Here is a 16,892-nt window from a genome sequence, read left to right as displayed (position 1 = left end):
AAAGGGGCTAAAGCCCCTTTTTAAAATTATTGCCGGGTGGCACGAGGCGATCCCGGCCGACATATGGACCTATCCCAACAGGATTAGTCGATGCTGCGTTGGATCTCGATGATTTCGAACACTTCGATCATATCGCCAACGCGAACGTCGTTGTAGTTCTTCACGCCGATACCACATTCCATGCCGTTACGGACTTCGTTAACGTCATCTTTGAAGCGGCGCAAGGATTCCAGCTCGCCTTCGTAGATAACCACGTTGTCACGCAGTACGCGGATTGGGTTGTGACGCTTGATGGTACCTTCGGTAACCATACAGCCCGCGATCGCACCGAATTTCGGCGATTTGAACACATCGCGCACTTCAGCCAGACCGATGATCTGCTGTTTCAGCTCTGGAGACAGCATACCGCTCATCGCTGCTTTCACTTCGTCGATCAGGTTATAGATGACGGAGTAGTAACGCAGATCCAGGCTTTCTGCTTCGATCACGCGGCGAGCAGACGCATCAGCACGCACGTTGAAGCCAACCAGAATGGCGTTAGAGGCAGCCGCCAGGGTTGCGTCGGTTTCGGTGATACCACCTACGCCAGAACCGATGATCTTCACTTTAACTTCGTCAGTAGACAGTTTCAGCAAGGAGTCGGAAATCGCTTCCACAGAACCCTGAACGTCAGCTTTCAGTACGACGTTCACTTCGTGAACTTCGCCTTCAGCCATGTTCGCGAACATGTTCTCGAGTTTAGATTTCTGCTGACGAGCCAGTTTAACTTCACGGAATTTGCCCTGACGGTACAGTGCAACTTCACGCGCTTTCTTCTCGTCACGCACAACGGTCACTTCGTCACCGGCAGCCGGCACACCGGACAGACCGAGGATTTCCACTGGAATGGACGGACCTGCTTCCAGCACTTCCTGACCCAGTTCGTTACGCATCGCACGAACACGACCGTATTCGAAACCACACAGGACGATATCGCCTTTATGCAGTGTACCTTCGCGAACCAGAACGGTAGCCACCGGGCCACGGCCTTTATCCAGGAAGGATTCGATGACCGCGCCGCTCGCCATACCGTTACGGATCGCTTTCAGCTCCAGAACTTCAGCCTGCAGCAGGATCGCGTCCAGCAGCTCGTCGATACCGGTACCTGCTTTCGCAGACACGTGTACGAACTGGCTTTCACCACCCCACTCTTCTGGCAGGATGCCGTACTGGGACAGTTCGTTTTTAACACGATCTGGATCCGCTTCTGGCTTATCGATCTTGTTCACTGCAACCACAACCGGCACACCCGCCGCTTTCGCGTGCTGGATAGCTTCGATGGTCTGTGGCATCACGCCATCGTCTGCAGCAACAACCAGAACAACGATATCTGTCGCCTGAGCACCACGAGCACGCATTGAGGTAAACGCGGCGTGGCCTGGGGTATCCAGGAAGGTGATCATACCGTTGTCGGTTTCTACGTGATATGCACCGATGTGCTGGGTAATACCACCCGCTTCACCGGAAGCCACTTTCGTAGAACGAATGTAGTCGAGCAGAGAGGTTTTACCGTGGTCAACGTGACCCATGATGGTCACAACTGGCGCACGCGGTTCTGCCGCAGCACCGGTATCACGGTCGCTCATTACTGCTTCTTCCAGCTCGTTTTCACGACGCAGGATAACTTTGTGGCCCATCTCTTCGGCAACCAGCTGTGCGGTTTCCTGGTCGATCACCTGGTTGATGGTCGCCATTGCGCCCAGTTTCATCATCGCTTTGATGACCTGAGAGCCTTTAACCGCCATTTTGTTCGCCAGATCGCCAACGGTGATGGTTTCGCCGATCACAACGTCACGGTTAACGGCCTGAGCTGGCTTCTGGAAGCCCTGCTGCAGGGAAGAACCTTTACGCTGTTTGCCGCCTTTACCGCCACGCACGGCTGCACGCGCTTCTTCACGGTCAGCTTTAGACTCGGCGTGTTTGTTGCCTTTTTTCGCCGGTCGCGCTGCTTTCGCATTGCGACCACGACCACGACCACCTTCTACTTCACGGTCGTTATCATCTTCAGCCTGACGCGCATGCTGAGAAGTGGTCACGTGATAGTCGCTGGTATCTTCAGACTGCTCAGCGGTATCAATACCGTTCTTCTCGTTTTCTTCTGCCATACGGCGCGCTTCTTCAGCCACACGACGCGCTTCTTCTTCAAGCTTGCGGCGTGCTTCTTCTTCGGCTTTACGCTTCAGTTCGGCAGCTTCATTTTCACGACGGGCTTTTTCAGCCTGGGCGGTTTTGGTCATTTCGTCTGTCTGTTGATTGCTCACTTTGTCTTTTTCCGCAGCTTCACGCTTCACTTTTTCACTTGCGTCGCGTTTCGCTTTTTCTGCGGCCTCACGTTCAGCTTTTAATTCTGCCTCACGTTTGGCAGTTGCTTCTGCCTCACGCTGAGCTTGTTCTTCCGCTTCACGCTGTGCCTGCTCTTCCGCGGCAAGGCGCTCTGCCTCTTGCGGATCACGTTTTACAAAGGTGCGCGTCTTGCGGACTTCAATTTGTACCGATTTACTTTTGCCACCGGTACCTGGAATATTCAACGTGCTGCGCGTTTTGCGCTGCAGCGTCAGCTTGTCAGGCGCAGAGCCGTGTTCACGGTTGAGGTGCGCTAACAAGGTTTGTTTTTCGTTTGCCGTCACTGAGTCATCAGCGGTCTTCGGGATCCCTGCATCAGCAAATTGCTGTACCAGGCGGTCCACGGAGGTCTGAATCTCAGCAGCCAGCGATTTTACAGTTACATCAGTCATGCTGTTCCTTCCTGCTACAGTTTATTACGCTTCGTCGCCGAACCAGCAAATATTACGTGCGGCCATGATGAGTTCGCCGGCTTTCTCGTCGGTTAAACCTTCGATATCAGCCAGGTCATCAACGCCTTGCTCAGCGAGATCTTCCAGCGTACAAACACCACGGGCAGCCAGCTTGAACGCAATCGCACGATCAAGACCTTCCAGATTCAGCAGGTCATCAGCCGGCTTTTTATCGCCAAGGCTTTCTTCCTGAGCCAGTGCCAGGGTGGTCAGTGCGTTTTTAGCGCGTTCACGCAGGGCTTCAACGGTTGGTTCATCCAGACCGTCAATTTCCAGCAGCTCTTTCATTGGCACATAGGCCAGTTCTTCCAGCGTAGAGAAACCTTCTTCTACCAGAACCGTGGCGAACTCTTCGTCAATGTCCAGGTATTTCGTGAAGGTATCGATCGCCGCATGGGCTTCAGCCTGATGCTTGGCCTGCAGGTCATCAACGGTCATCACGTTGAGTTCCCAGCCGCTCAGCTGTGACGCCAGGCGTACGTTCTGACCGTTACGGCCGATTGCCTGCGCCAGGTTACCCGCTTCAACAGCGATATCCATGGTGTGTTTGTCTTCGTCAACAACGATAGACGCCACATCCGCCGGAGCCATTGCGTTGATCACGAACTGCGCCGGGTTGTCATCCCACAGAACGATATCGATACGTTCGCCGCCCAGCTCGGTAGAGACCGCCTGAACACGCGCACCACGCATACCGACGCAAGCACCGACCGGGTCGATACGCTTGTCGTTGGTTTTCACCGCAATTTTCGCACGGGAGCCCGGATCGCGAGCCGCCGCTTTAATTTCGATAACTTCTTCACCGATTTCCGGCACTTCGATACGGAACAGTTCAACCAGCATTTCTGGTTTAGAACGGGTCACGAACAGCTGTGCACCACGCGCTTCAGGGCGAACGGCATACAGCACACCACGGATACGGTCGCCAGGGCGGAAGTTTTCACGCGGCAGCATGTCTTCACGGAGAATCACAGCTTCAGCGTTGCCCGGCATCCCTTCGGATTTGATCTCCAGAGAGATGTTGTCGCGGTTCACTTTCTTCACCACGCCAGTGATGATTTCGCCTTCCTGATCGCGGAACTGATCGACAACCAGCGCACGCTCGGCTTCGCGAACTTTCTGCACGATAACCTGTTTTGCGGTCTGGGTGGTGATACGGTCGAAGGTCACAGATTCAATCTGATCTTCAACATAGTCACCAACGTTCAGGCTTTCGTCTTCAAAACGCGCCGCTTCCAGGGTGATCTCTTTGGTTGGCTGGGTCACTTCTTCAACGATTACCCAACGACGGAATGTATCGAAGTCACCGCTTTTACGATCGATTTCTACGCGAACATCGATCTCTTGTTCGTATTTTTTCTTGGTTGCTGTAGCCAGTGCACTTTCCAGCGCTTCGAAAATCTTTTCACGCGGCAGTGATTTCTCGTTGGAGACGGCTTCAACAACAGCCAAAATTTCTTTGTTCATCGCGGGCTTTTCACCTCAATCCAGACTGTTAAAAGTGGGGAACCAGGTTCGCCTTCTGGATATTACTCAGCGCGAACACTTCATCTTTGCCTTCGACTGTTACCGTGATCATTTCACCATCAACGGCTTTGATAATTCCCTGCCATTTACGGCGGTTCTGTACGGCCATACGCAGAACGAGAGCCACTTCTTCACCGGTAAAGCGCACATAGTGCTCGGCCGTGAACATCGGGCGATCGAGGCCAGGTGAGGAAACTTCCAGGTTGTACGCAACGGTAATTGGGTCTTCAACATCAAGAACCGCACTCACCTGGTGGCTAACATCAGCACAATCATCAACATTGATGCCATCTTCACTATCAATATAGATGCGCAGCGTCGATGTGCGGCCGCGAACGAATTCGATGCCGACCAGTTCGTAGCCCAGTGCTTCGACCGGTGCAGTAATCATCTCTGTTAATTTTTGCTCTAATGTGGACAAGCCCACCCCCAAGACATAAAAAAAGGGCGTAAAGCCCAGTTATTCTGTAGTCAGATAACAAAAAACCCCGATAAATCGGGGCTTTAGATAACTGAACCCTATAGCCACAACTGTGGCCTGGAGCACTCTCCGAAAGAATTTTTTCAAATCCAGCTACGAAGGCTCTGAGTCTTCACAGTATATTTGAAAAATGACTTTATGGGAAAGTGGTTGCGGGGGCCGGATTTGAACCGACGACCTTCGGGTTATGAGCCCGACGAGCTACCAGGCTGCTCCACCCCGCGCCTGAAACGTGGCAAATTCTACGCGTTTTGGACAGAATTTGCAAATAATGCTGGGATTTGGTACCGAAGACGGGACGTAAAACCGGCGTTTAGTATATTGATAGTGAGCCCCATCTGTCAACTCAGTTTCCGCCAGGGCATACGGAGGGAAATTTTTACAAAAAACGCACGAGTCTCTTCCGGTCATCGACAAAAGATGATTAAATGAATACTCACTTATTTTGCATAAACATGCATCGAGAGCGAAAGCGGTCTCTAATCAGTCAATCACGCAGGGTTTTATTTTATGACGACGATTCTCAAGCATCTTCCGGTAGGACAACGTATTGGCATCGCTTTTTCAGGCGGCCTGGATACCAGCGCTGCACTGCTGTGGATGCGCCAAAAGGGAGCGGTTCCGTATGCATATACTGCGAACCTGGGTCAGCCGGATGAGGACGACTATGATGCCATTCCTCGTCGTGCTAAAGAGTATGGCGCAGAGAACGCACGTCTGATTGATTGTCGTAAGCAGCTGGTCGCCGAAGGTATTGCCGCTATCCAGTGTGGCGCGTTCCATAATACCACTGGCGGTCTGACCTATTTCAACACCACCCCACTGGGCCGTGCCGTGACCGGCACCATGCTGGTTGCCGCCATGAAAGAAGATGGCGTGAACATCTGGGGTGACGGCAGTACCTATAAAGGCAACGACATTGAACGTTTCTATCGTTATGGCCTGCTGACCAACGCCGAGCTGCAGATTTACAAACCGTGGCTGGACACCGATTTTATCGATGAGCTGGGCGGCCGTCATGAAATGTCTGAATTTATGATCGCCTGCGGCTTCGACTATAAAATGTCCGTCGAAAAAGCCTACTCCACTGACTCCAACATGCTGGGCGCAACGCACGAAGCAAAAGATCTGGAGTTCCTGAACTCCAGTGTGAAAATCGTTAACCCAATCATGGGCGTGAAATTCTGGGATGAAAGCGTCAAAATCCCGGCAGAAGAAGTGACCGTGCGTTTCGAGCGTGGTCACCCGGTAGCCCTGAACGGCAAGACCTTCTCTGATGATGTGGAACTGATGCTGGAAGCGAACCGCATCGGCGGTCGTCACGGCCTGGGTATGAGCGATCAGATCGAAAACCGTATCATCGAAGCGAAAAGCCGTGGCATCTATGAAGCCCCGGGGATGGCGCTGCTGCACATTGCCTATGAGCGTCTGCTGACCGGCATTCACAACGAAGATACCATCGAGCAGTATCACTCCCATGGCCGTCAGTTGGGTAAACTGCTGTATCAGGGCCGCTGGTTCGATCCGCAGGCGCTGATGCTGCGTGATGCCCTGCAGCGTTGGGTGGCAAGCGCTATCACTGGCGAAGTCACTCTGGAACTGCGTCGCGGGAATGACTACTCCATCCTGAACACCGTGTCTGACAACCTGACCTACAAAGCAGAACGTCTGACCATGGAAAAAGGTGAATCCGTATTCTCACCTGATGACCGTATCGGTCAGCTGACCATGCGTAATCTGGATATCACCGATACCCGTAAGAAGCTGTTCAACTACGTTGAGAATGGCCTGCTGTCAGCCAGTTCCGGCAACGGCTTGCCGCAGGTTGAAAACCTGGAGCACAGCGATAAGAAGTAATCGCTGATGTGAAGTGTAAAAGGCGTCCGATGGACGCCTTTTTTGTGGCCTTTTGTAGGGCGGGTAAGCGCAGCGCCACCCGCCATTTTGCCCGGTGGCGCTGCGCTTACCAGGCCTACGATCGATAAAAAATACAAACAAAAAAAGACGTCTTTCGACGTCTTTTTTCTGGAATATTGGTACCGAGGATGGGACTCGAACCCACAAGCCCGTTAGGGCACTACCACCTCAAGGTAGCGTGTCTACCAATTCCACCACCTCGGTACGGAATACTTACTGCGGGATATCGCTGGTTGGCTTAGCCGGTGCAGCTGGCTGAGTCTGCTCAGTTTTCGCTGGCGCGCTCAGGTTTTCCCACTCGCTTCCTTTGCTGGTCTTGTTGCTGTTGATATTGCCAAGCACAAGGCTGATGATGAAGAACAGCGTAGCCAGAATCGCTGTGGTACGGGTCATGAAGTTCGCAGAACCACTTGAACCGAACAGCGTACCGGAAGCGCCTGCTCCGAAGGAGGCTCCCATATCAGCGCCTTTACCTTGCTGCAGCATAATCAGCGCTACGAGAGCGATGGCTACAATAAGGAAAATAACTAAAAGAGCTTCGTACATAATCAACCTGTTCCTTGCGGATTTGCCGCATACCAATGCTTCGACCAATTAGCAGGATTTTTGTTTCCCACTGAAGCGGGTGTGAATACTAACCAAAGCGAATGACCTTCGCAAGGGCAATTTTGACGCATTGTATCAACTGCAGAAAAAAACAGCAAAAAGCCATTAAATGCTTAAAACTAAGGCGGCAAGCGCCGCCTTTTTAAACACTTACTGTGAAAAGTTATGCAGCTTTTACAGCATCTGCAATACGGTGCGCAAATTCAGTCACCTGCGCTTCGTCTTCGCCTTCCACCATCACGCGGATCAGCGGTTCAGTACCTGACTTACGCAGCAGAACACGCCCACGGTTGCCAAGCGCAGCTTCAACGTCTGCCATCACCGCTTTGACGTTATCATTTTCCAGCGGATCGCCTTTGCCTGCGGTGAAGCGCACGTTCACAAGGATCTGCGGGAACATTTTCATGCCGCTGCACAGATCGTGCAGGCTCATATGGTTGCGTGCCATCGCGGCAACAACCTGAAGCGCTGCCACAATGCCGTCACCGGTGGTGGTTTTATCGAGCAGGATCACATGGCCGGAGTTTTCAGCGCCAATGCGCCAGCCTTTCTCCTGCAGTTTTTCCAGCACGTAGCGGTCACCCACCTTCGCGCGAACAAACGGGATCCCCAGCTGTTTCAATGCCAGCTCCAGACCCATGTTGCTCATCAGCGTGCCAACCGCACCGCCGCGCAGTTGTCCCTGACGCAGACCTTCACGCGCAATAATGTAGAGGATCTGGTCGCCATCGACCTTGTTCCCTTCGTGGTCAACCATGATTACACGGTCGCCGTCGCCGTCCAGGGCAATACCCAGGTCCGCTTTTTCTGCCTGCACGCGTGCCTGCAGGGCACGAACGTCCGTCGCACCAACCTGTTCGTTAATGTTCAGACCATCAGGCTCACAGCCGATGGTGATCACCTTTGCCCCCAGCTCGCGGAAAACATTCGGCGCAATGTGATACGTCGCGCCGTTTGCACAGTCCACCACAATTTTGAGGTGAGCCAGGCTTAGCTCGTTCGGGAAGGTCCCTTTGCAGAATTCAATGTAACGGCCAGCCGCATCGACAATACGGTTTGCTTTGCCCAGCTCAGCGGAATCAACACAGGTGATCTCTTTTTCCATTTCGGCTTCGATCGCCTCTTCCACATCATCCGGCAGCTTGGTTCCATCGATGGAGAAGAACTTGATACCGTTATCATAGAACGGGTTATGTGAGGCTGAAATCACGATGCCGGCTTCCGCGCGGAAGGTACGCGTCAGATAGGCGACAGCAGGTGTTGGCATTGGGCCAGTAAAGGATGCTGAAAGCCCGGCAGCGGCGAGACCGGCTTCCAGTGCGGACTCCAGCATATAGCCGGAAATGCGGGTGTCTTTGCCAATGATGATCTTACGCGAGCCATGACGTGCCAGAACCTTGCCAGCAGCCCAGCCAAGCTTAAGCACAAAATCAGGGGTGATTGGAGCATCGCCTACGCGCCCACGGATACCATCGGTACCAAAATATTTACGATTACTCATAGCGTTTCTTTTCCTTCGCTGCCAGTGTGGCTTCCACCACACGCATGGCTTCTACTGTTTCTTTAACATCATGGACACGGATAATATGCGCGCCTTGCATTGCTGCAATCACCGCGCAGGCCAGACTGCCGCTCAGGCGTTCACTCGGCCCGACATTCAGCAACTGCCCAATCATCGACTTTCTCGACATGCCAACCAGCAACGGCAGGCCGAAATGATGAAACTCGGATAAACGCGCAAGCAACGCATAATTGTGGGAGAGATTTTTACCGAAACCGAACCCCGGGTCGAGCAGCAATTTCTCTTTTGCGATACCTGCACGTTCACAGCGTGCAATATGCTCAATAAAGAAGCGATTCACATCCGCAAAGACATCCTCATACTTAGGCGCATCCTGCATCGTTTTCGGTTTTCCCTGCATATGCATCAGACAAACCGGCAGCCCGGTTTCCGCAGCCGCTTCAATCGCCCCCGGCTCGGTCAGAGAGCGGATATCATTGATGATGTGAGCACCCACTCGCGCCACTTCACGAATCACCTCTGGCTTAGACGTGTCCACGGATATCCACACCTCAAAACGTTGTGCGATGGCTTCAACCACCGGCACCACACGCGCCAGTTCTTCCTCCACTGAAACCTCTGCCGCCCCCGGACGCGTCGACTCACCGCCAACGTCAATGATGGTAGCGCCCGCGTTGATCATCAGATTGGCGTGCTTAACCGCCTCAATAAGCGTGTTATGCGTTCCGCCATCTGAGAAGGAGTCAGGGGTAACATTCAGGATCCCCATCACATGCGGATGTGAGAGATCGAGATGCGAGTCCTGGGCGAAAAGTTTCATGGCTAAATCCCTGGTATTAATGTGGTTAAACAGAAAAGAAAAACCCCGGAGCAAGCTCCAGGGTTTGAGGTATAGACACACTCGCCAACAGCAGTGACTTACTTGTCGCCCAACTGTTCTGACATGGTGTTACCCGGGTTCGGCGTACGCGGTTCATCAACCGGACGCGGCGCACGCGGGGTGCCATTGTTGTCAGAATTGTTGGAAGCGCCTGGGTCTTCCCAGCCTGCTGGCGGACGCACTTCGCGGCGAGCCATCAGGTCGTCAATCTGCGGAGCATCGATGGTCTCATATTTCATGAGCGCATCTTTCATCGAATGCAGGATGTCCATATTGTCGTTCAGGATCTGACGTGCGCGACCGTAGTTACGTTCAATCAGCGCTTTCACTTCCTGGTCGATGATACGAGCCGTTTCATCAGACATATGTTTCGCTTTCGCCACAGAACGGCCCAGGAATACTTCACCCTCTTCCTCTGCATAGAGCAGTGGACCGAGTTTGTCGGAGAAGCCCCACTGAGTCACCATGTTACGCGCCAGGTTTGTCGCCACTTTAATATCGTTGGACGCACCGGTAGAAACATGTTCCGGACCGTAGATAATCTCTTCCGCCAGACGACCGCCGTACAGGGTTGAAATCTGGCTTTCCAGCTTCTGACGGCTGGCGCTGATCGCGTCGCCTTCAGGCAGGAAGAAGGTTACACCCAGCGCACGACCGCGCGGAATGATCGTCACTTTATGCACCGGATCGTGTTCCGGCACCAGGCGACCGATAATCGCGTGGCCCGCTTCGTGGTATGCTGTGGACTCTTTTTGCGCTTCCGTCATCACCATGGAGCGACGTTCCGCACCCATCATGATTTTGTCTTTCGCTTTTTCGAATTCCACCATCGACACTACACGTTTGTTACCGCGAGCGGCAAACAGTGCAGCTTCGTTGACCAGGTTAGCCAGGTCCGCACCGGAGAAGCCCGGAGTACCGCGCGCAATGATTGCCGCGTCGATATCTGGCGCCAGCGGTACGCGACGCATGTGCACTTTCAGAATCTGTTCACGACCACGAACATCCGGCAGACCGACCACAACCTGACGGTCGAAACGGCCTGGACGCAGCAGCGCAGGGTCAAGAACGTCCGGACGGTTAGTTGCCGCGATAACGATAATACCCTCGTTACCTTCGAAGCCGTCCATCTCAACCAGCATCTGGTTCAGGGTCTGCTCACGTTCATCGTGACCACCGCCCAGACCAGCGCCACGCTGGCGGCCTACGGCGTCGATTTCATCGATGAAGATAATGCACGGTGCTGCCTTTTTAGCCTGCTCGAACATGTCACGCACACGAGATGCACCGACACCCACGAACATTTCTACGAAGTCAGAACCTGAAATAGTAAAGAACGGTACCTTCGCTTCACCCGCGATGGCTTTCGCCAGCAGGGTCTTACCGGTACCCGGAGGGCCGACCATCAGGACGCCTTTCGGGATCTTACCGCCCAGCTTCTGGAAACGGCTCGGCTCGCGCAGGTATTCAACCAGTTCACCCACCTCTTCTTTTGCTTCGTCACAACCGGCGACGTCTGCAAACGTGGTTTTGATCTGATCTTCCGTCAACATACGCGCCTTGCTCTTACCGAACGACATGGCACCTTTGCCACCGCCGCCCTGCATCTGGCGCATAAAGAAGATCCAGACGCCGATAAGAAGCAGCATCGGGAACCAGGAGATGAAGATAGAAGCCAGCAGGCTCGGTTCTTCTGGCGGCTCACCTACCACCTTGACGTTTTTAGTCAGAAGGTTATCAAGCAGCTTAGGATCGTTCACCGGGATGTAAGTCGTGTAACGGTTACTATCTTTCTTGGTAACGTTGATCTCACGTCCGTTGATACGCGCTTCGCGAACCTGGTCCTGATTGACCTCCTGCAGGAAGGTAGAATAATCCACCTTGCGGCCATTCGACTCGCTGGGCCCAAAGCTCTGGAATACTGACATCAGCACAACGGCAATGACCAGCCAGAGTATTAGGTTTTTCGCCATGTCACTCAAGGGATTAACCTCATATTACAACTGTGTTAAAAACAGCGTCAGGATACTCTATATCCAGTGTCATTCAAACTTTCGTCTGAAATCTACCGGTTATCATTTTCGCCCGGTCGCTACAATATACACTTCACGGGAACGGGCCCGGGAAGAGTCCGGCTTACGAACTTTAACCTTCGCAAACAGGGAGCGAATTTCCTTAAGATACTCCTCGAAACCTTCGCCCTGAAACACCTTCACAACAAAACTACCACCAGGCGCTAGTACATCACGACACATTTCTAACGCTAGCTCCACCAGATACATGGCGCGGGGGATATCCACCGCCGGTGTTCCACACATATTTGGTGCCATATCCGACATGACAACCTGGACCTTACTGTCACCAACACGATCAAGTAACGCTTTCAGCACTAATTCATCACGAAAGTCGCCCTGAAGGAAGTCGACACCAACGATGGGATCCATTGGTAAAAGATCGCATGCGATGATGCGGCCCGTGCCGCCAATCTGCGTTACCGCATACTGCGACCATCCGCCAGGTGCCGCACCGAGGTCAACCACCGTCATCCCCGGCTTAAAAAGTTTGTCACTTTGCTGTATTTCATCAAGTTTAAACCAGGCACGGGAACGCAACCCCTTTTTCTGTGCCTGTTGAACATATTTATCGCTAAAGTGTTCCTGAAGCCAGCGGCTGGAGCTGGCAGAACGCTTTTTACCTGTCATTTAACATTTCCGTCCTGGTTCATCGTTGCTTGCCTGTGACGTAAATTTCTACGCAGCTATTTGGCGATATAAGGGAGATGGCGGTAGAATGAACCGTTTTCAATCCCAACGTAAGCAAAAATATACGATGAATCTGAGTACTAAACAAAAACAGCACCTTAAAGGTCTGGCACATCCGCTCAAGCCTGTAGTCATGCTTGGCAACAATGGTTTGACCGAAGGGGTGCTTGCCGAGATTGAACAAGCGCTGGAACACCACGAGCTGATCAAGGTGAAAATTGCCTCTGAAGACAGAGACACGAAGAACTTGATCGTGGAAGCCATCGTGCGCGAAACCGGTGCCTGTAACGTGCAGGTCATCGGTAAAACGCTGGTGCTCTATCGCCCAACTAAAGAGCGTAAAATCTCGCTGCCACGCTAAGGATATCCTGAATTAAACACATTTTCTGTGTAAAACGAGGGATTTCTGTCAGCAGGTGAGCAAAATGCCATGCTCCTTGAGTTGATAAAAGGCCGCTATGCGGCCTTTTTCCTTTCTTTACAATGTATCAACATCTTCGTGGAGAGGCGAATTACAAGTACTCAACCTTAATAATTTCGTATTCCACTTCGCCACCCGGGGTACGGATGGTCACGACATCGTCCTGTTCTTTGCCAATCAGGCCGCGGGCAATCGGTGAGTTCACTGAAATCAGGTTCTGTTTGAAGTCTGCTTCATCGTCACCCACGATGCGGTAAGTCTGCTCTTCGTCAGTGTCCAGGTTCAGCACGCTAACGGTCGAACCAAAGATCACACGCCCATTGTTTGGCATTTTGGTGATATCGATAACCTGCGCATTGGACAGCTTAGCTTCGATATCTTTAATACGCCCTTCACAGAAACCCTGCTGCTCACGCGCCGCGTGGTATTCAGCGTTCTCTTTCAGGTCGCCATGCTCACGCGCTTCCGCGATAGCGGCGATGATTTCAGGGCGACGAACAGATTTCAGGAAATCCAGCTCTTCGCGCAGTTTTTCGGCACCACGTAAGGTCATCGGAATAGCTTGCATTTGTTATACCTCTTAAACATTCCTGTTGGGAGCAGTGTTCCCTGCCCCGGCCCTCATGAGCGGGCCAGAAGCAAAAAGAAAACCGACCCGGGAGCAACGCCCCAGGTCAGCAGCAATTTTCAATTTGATACGTATTTTACCGCGAAGTTCACTATGGGTCATCGTTTACTTTGCAGTGCCATGCACCGTAGTATGACGGTTTGTTTTCGGGTTGTTAGCGCGAGATTATGCGATTTTCCAGATTTATCATCGGATTGACTACCAGTATAACGTTCAGCGTTCAGGCCGCGAATGTTGATGAATACATTAATCAGCTCCCTGCCGGGGCCAACCTTGCTCTGATGGTGCAGAAGGTCGGCGCGCAGGCACCTGAGATTGACTACCACAGTCAACAAATGGCGCTGCCTGCCAGTACTCAGAAGGTGATCACTGCGCTCGCTGCCCTGCTTCAGCTTGGTCCTGACTTCCGTTTTACCACGACTCTTGAGACCAAAGGAGAGGTTAAAGACGGTGAGCTGAAAGGCGATCTTATTGCCCGTTTTGGCGGTGACCCCACCTTCAAACGTCAGGATATCCGCAACATGGTGGCGGTGCTGAAAAAATCTGGCGTGCAGAAGATCGATGGTAACGTGTTGATCGACACCTCCATCTTTGCCAGCCACGATAAAGCGCCGGGCTGGCCGTGGAACGATATGACGCAGTGCTTTAGCGCACCGCCATCGGCAGCGATTGTTGATCGTAACTGCTTCTCGATTTCGCTTTACAGCGCGCCAAAACCGGACGATTTAGCGTTTATTCGCGTGGCGTCTTACTACCCGGTCACCATGTTTAGCCAGGTCCGAACGCTGGCAAAAGGCTCCCCGGATGCGCAATATTGCGAACTCGATGTGGTGCCAGGCGACCTTAACCGCTTCACGCTTACCGGTTGCCTGACGCAACGCGCCGATCCCCTCCCGCTGGCCTTCGCCATCCAGGATGGCGCAAGCTACGCGGGCGCAATTCTCAAGGACGAACTGAAACAGGCGGGGATCACCTATACCGGTACCCTGCTCCGCCAGACGCAGGTTAATCAACCCGGCACGGTTGTCGCCAGCAAACAGTCTGCACCGTTGCACGATTTGCTAAGGATCATGCTGAAGAAGTCTGACAATATGATCGCCGACACCGTGTTCCGCATGATTGGTCACGCGCGTTTTGGCGTTCCGGGAACCTGGCGTGCGGGCTCCGACGCCGTGCGTCAGATCCTTCGTCAGCAGGCGGGGATCGATCTGGGCAACACCATCGCTGTCGATGGTTCCGGGTTATCACGTCACAATTTGATCTCCCCGGCAACCATGATGCAAGTGCTTCAGTACATTGCACAACATGACACTGAGCTAAACTTTATTTCGATGCTGCCACTTGCCGGGCATGACGGTTCACTTCAGTACCGGGCCGGTCTTCACGCGGCCGGTGTGGACGGTAAGGTATCAGCCAAAACAGGTTCACTGCAGGGTGTTTACAACCTTGCAGGCTTCATCACCACCGCCAGCGGGCAGCGTCTGGCATTCGTGCAGTATCTTTCCGGCTATGCCGTCGAACCGGCCGACCAGCGCAATCGCCGTATCCCGCTGGTGCGCTTCGAAAGCAGGCTTTATAAGGACATCTACCAGAATAACTAGCGATGAAACTACTTATAGTTGAAGACGATCTGTTATTACAGGAAGGGCTGGCGCTGGCGCTGTCCAATGAAGGCTATGCCCTCGACTGTGCCGCCACGGCGGCAGAGGCGGATGCCCTGATCCAGAGCGGTGAATACAGTCTGGTGATCCTCGATCTGGGCCTCCCGGATAAAGACGGGGCCACGTTGTTAAGCCAGTGGCGGCGTCGCGGTGTCGACAACCCGGTGTTGATCCTGACGGCGCGCGATGCCATCGAAGATCGTATCAACGGCCTGGATTCCGGCGCGGATGATTATCTGGTGAAGCCGTTTGCCCTGGCAGAGCTACAGGCGCGCGTGCGTGCGTTAATTCGCCGCTATCAGGGGCACAGTGATAACTTACTGACCGACGGTGATATTACCCTGAATCTGCAAACTCAGCAGGTGCTGTGCCAGTCTCTGCCTGTTGAGGTCACACCGAAAGAGTTCGCCCTGCTTACGCGTCTGATCATGCGTAGCGGGCAGACGGTACACCGTGAAACCCTCCAGCAGGATATCTACTCCTGGCAGGACGATCCGGGATCAAATACCCTTGAAGTCCACATTCACAATTTGCGACGCAAACTTGGCAAAGACCGGATAAAAACCGTTCGTGGCGTGGGTTATCGTCTGGAGAGACAGAAATGAACAGTATGCGTCGGCGATTAATGGTTTTGCTGGCGGTGATACTGTTATTTTTCCAGTTGATAAGCGTGATTTGGCTGTGGCATGAAAGCCGCGAACAGATTGGCTTTCTGGTCAATGAAACGCTGTCTGCAAAGGCACGTAACAACCATGTCGAAAAAGAGATCCGCGAAGCGATTGCCTCGCTGCTGGTCCCTTCCCTGGTGATGGTCGGTTTTACCCTGCTCTTCTCCTTCTGGGCAGTCACCTGGATAACTCGTCCGCTGAATCAATTGCGGGCCAGCCTGGCGAATCGTTCGGCGGACAACCTCACTCCGCTGCCCATGTATTCAGATATGGAAGAGATTGGCGCCGTCACAACCTCTCTGAACCAATTGCTCGCCAGGCTTGATCACACCATACAACAGGAAAGGCTCTTTACCGCCGATGCCGCGCATGAACTGCGAACCCCACTCGCCGGGATCAGGTTGCATCTGGAACTGATGGCACAGTCAGGTTCGCCACAGGCTTCAGCATTAATCAGCCGTATCGATCAACTCATGCATACCATTGAACAGCTGCTGATGCTGGCGCGGGCCGGGCAGGCAATGGCGAGCGGCCACTACGAGACGGTAAACTGGACAGACAATATCATCACCCCGCTTGGCCTTGAGCATGAAGCCAAAGAACATACGGTGATATGGCCGGCCAAAAGTCCGCTAACGGTGCAGGGGGACGCGGTTCTTCTGCGACTCATGCTGCGTAACCTGCTGGAGAATGCCGGGCGCTATAGCCCCGCAGGGACCACTATCACAGTGACATTGACCGCACAGGACGACGGTACGCGGGTCAGCGTAATCGATCAGGGTCCCGGTATTGATGAAGCACACCGGCAGTCGATTACAGAGCCGTTCCGTCGTCTCGATCAGCGCTACGGTGGCAGTGGCCTGGGTCTGAGCATTGTGCAACGCATTGTGCAGCTTCACCACGGAAAGCTGACGCTGGAGAATGCCGCAGAAGGCGGTCTCATTGCCAGTTGCTGGCTGCCTTCAACGTTAGAATAAAAAAAAGC

Annotated in this window: 14 protein-coding genes and 2 tRNA genes; 5 read left to right on the top strand and 11 right to left on the bottom strand. The window is 53.2% G+C overall.

What is annotated here, in order from left to right; all coding sequences use genetic code 11:
- Positions 1–83: 83 nt before the first annotated feature.
- The 4 genes from infB to ACOTZF_RS14770 all read right to left on the bottom strand — a co-directional run bounded on the left by infB (position 84) and on the right by ACOTZF_RS14770 (position 5,066).
- On the bottom strand, positions 84–2,774 hold the full coding sequence (gene infB / locus ACOTZF_RS14785; RefSeq protein ID WP_013098916.1) for a translation initiation factor IF-2: 2,691 nt from the start codon (positions 2,772–2,774) through the stop codon (positions 84–86).
- A gap of 24 nt (positions 2,775–2,798) precedes the next feature.
- Positions 2,799–4,301, bottom strand: a complete 1,503-nt coding sequence (nusA, locus tag ACOTZF_RS14780; RefSeq protein ID WP_013098917.1) for a transcription termination factor NusA — start codon at positions 4,299–4,301, stop codon at positions 2,799–2,801.
- Between the two features lie 28 nt (positions 4,302–4,329).
- Positions 4,330–4,782, bottom strand: a complete 453-nt coding sequence (rimP, locus tag ACOTZF_RS14775) for a ribosome maturation factor RimP (RefSeq protein ID WP_014833432.1) — start codon at positions 4,780–4,782, stop codon at positions 4,330–4,332.
- 207 nt (positions 4,783–4,989) lie between these two features.
- Positions 4,990–5,066 (bottom strand) — tRNA-Met (locus tag ACOTZF_RS14770).
- A gap of 286 nt (positions 5,067–5,352) precedes the next feature.
- Here ACOTZF_RS14770 and argG point away from each other — a divergent pair.
- Entirely contained in the window at positions 5,353–6,699 is a 1,347-nt protein-coding gene (gene argG, locus ACOTZF_RS14765; protein WP_129317724.1) for an argininosuccinate synthase, read from the top strand.
- A 177-nt stretch (positions 6,700–6,876) separates the two neighbouring features.
- Here the strand turns inward: argG and ACOTZF_RS14760 are convergent.
- From ACOTZF_RS14760 to rlmE, 6 genes are all read right to left on the bottom strand, one after another.
- A tRNA-Leu gene (locus ACOTZF_RS14760) sits at positions 6,877–6,963 on the bottom strand.
- Between the two features lie 9 nt (positions 6,964–6,972).
- Positions 6,973–7,305 carry a preprotein translocase subunit SecG gene (gene secG, locus ACOTZF_RS14755; RefSeq protein ID WP_003861803.1) on the bottom strand — a complete coding sequence of 111 codons (333 nt, stop codon included), beginning with the start codon at positions 7,303–7,305 and terminating at the stop codon, positions 6,973–6,975.
- Between the two features lie 223 nt (positions 7,306–7,528).
- Positions 7,529–8,866, bottom strand: coding sequence for a phosphoglucosamine mutase (gene glmM, locus ACOTZF_RS14750; protein WP_045293572.1), 1,338 nt, complete (start codon positions 8,864–8,866; stop codon positions 7,529–7,531).
- Entirely contained in the window at positions 8,859–9,707 is an 849-nt protein-coding gene (gene folP, locus ACOTZF_RS14745; RefSeq protein ID WP_020687345.1) for a dihydropteroate synthase, read from the bottom strand. Before folP ends, glmM begins: the two co-directional genes overlap by 8 nt.
- 98 nt (positions 9,708–9,805) lie before the next feature.
- Positions 9,806–11,740, bottom strand: a complete 1,935-nt coding sequence (gene ftsH / locus ACOTZF_RS14740; protein ID WP_013098921.1) for an ATP-dependent zinc metalloprotease FtsH — start codon at positions 11,738–11,740, stop codon at positions 9,806–9,808.
- 102 nt (positions 11,741–11,842) lie between these two features.
- Positions 11,843–12,469: a 23S rRNA (uridine(2552)-2'-O)-methyltransferase RlmE gene (gene rlmE / locus ACOTZF_RS14735; RefSeq protein WP_003861812.1), complete on the bottom strand. Its 627-nt coding sequence runs from the start codon at positions 12,467–12,469 to the stop codon at positions 11,843–11,845.
- A 127-nt stretch (positions 12,470–12,596) separates the two neighbouring features.
- On the opposite strand from rlmE, the gene yhbY reads away from it, so the two are divergent.
- Positions 12,597–12,890, top strand: coding sequence for a ribosome assembly RNA-binding protein YhbY (gene yhbY, locus ACOTZF_RS14730; RefSeq protein ID WP_014833438.1), 294 nt, complete (start codon positions 12,597–12,599; stop codon positions 12,888–12,890).
- A 151-nt stretch (positions 12,891–13,041) separates the two neighbouring features.
- Here the strand turns inward: yhbY and greA are convergent, their stop codons facing one another.
- Positions 13,042–13,518 carry a transcription elongation factor GreA gene (gene greA / locus ACOTZF_RS14725; RefSeq protein WP_013098923.1) on the bottom strand — a complete coding sequence of 159 codons (477 nt, stop codon included), beginning with the start codon at positions 13,516–13,518 and terminating at the stop codon, positions 13,042–13,044.
- 227 nt (positions 13,519–13,745) lie between these two features.
- Between greA and dacB the strand changes: the two genes are divergently transcribed.
- From dacB to pmrB, 3 genes are read left to right on the top strand one after another with little or no spacing between them, the layout of a single operon-like run.
- Positions 13,746–15,179, top strand: coding sequence for a serine-type D-Ala-D-Ala carboxypeptidase (gene dacB / locus ACOTZF_RS14720; RefSeq protein WP_045293570.1), 1,434 nt, complete (start codon positions 13,746–13,748; stop codon positions 15,177–15,179).
- A 2-nt stretch (positions 15,180–15,181) separates the two neighbouring features.
- A complete protein-coding gene (pmrA, locus tag ACOTZF_RS14715; RefSeq protein WP_013098925.1) occupies positions 15,182–15,844 on the top strand; it encodes a two-component system response regulator PmrA in 663 nt (220 codons plus the stop codon).
- Positions 15,841–16,884 (top strand): two-component system sensor histidine kinase PmrB, encoded by a 1,044-nt coding sequence (gene pmrB, locus ACOTZF_RS14710; protein ID WP_023622309.1) that lies wholly within the window; start codon positions 15,841–15,843, stop codon positions 16,882–16,884. The genes pmrA and pmrB overlap by 4 nt, the downstream gene beginning before the upstream one ends.
- The last annotated feature ends 8 nt before the right edge of the window (positions 16,885–16,892 follow it).

Source organism: Enterobacter cloacae complex sp. SHL021 (assembly GCF_049237765.1).
Classification (GTDB): Bacteria; Pseudomonadota; Gammaproteobacteria; order Enterobacterales; family Enterobacteriaceae; genus Enterobacter; species Enterobacter cloacae.
This window is presented reverse-complemented; position numbering and strand designations above follow the sequence as displayed.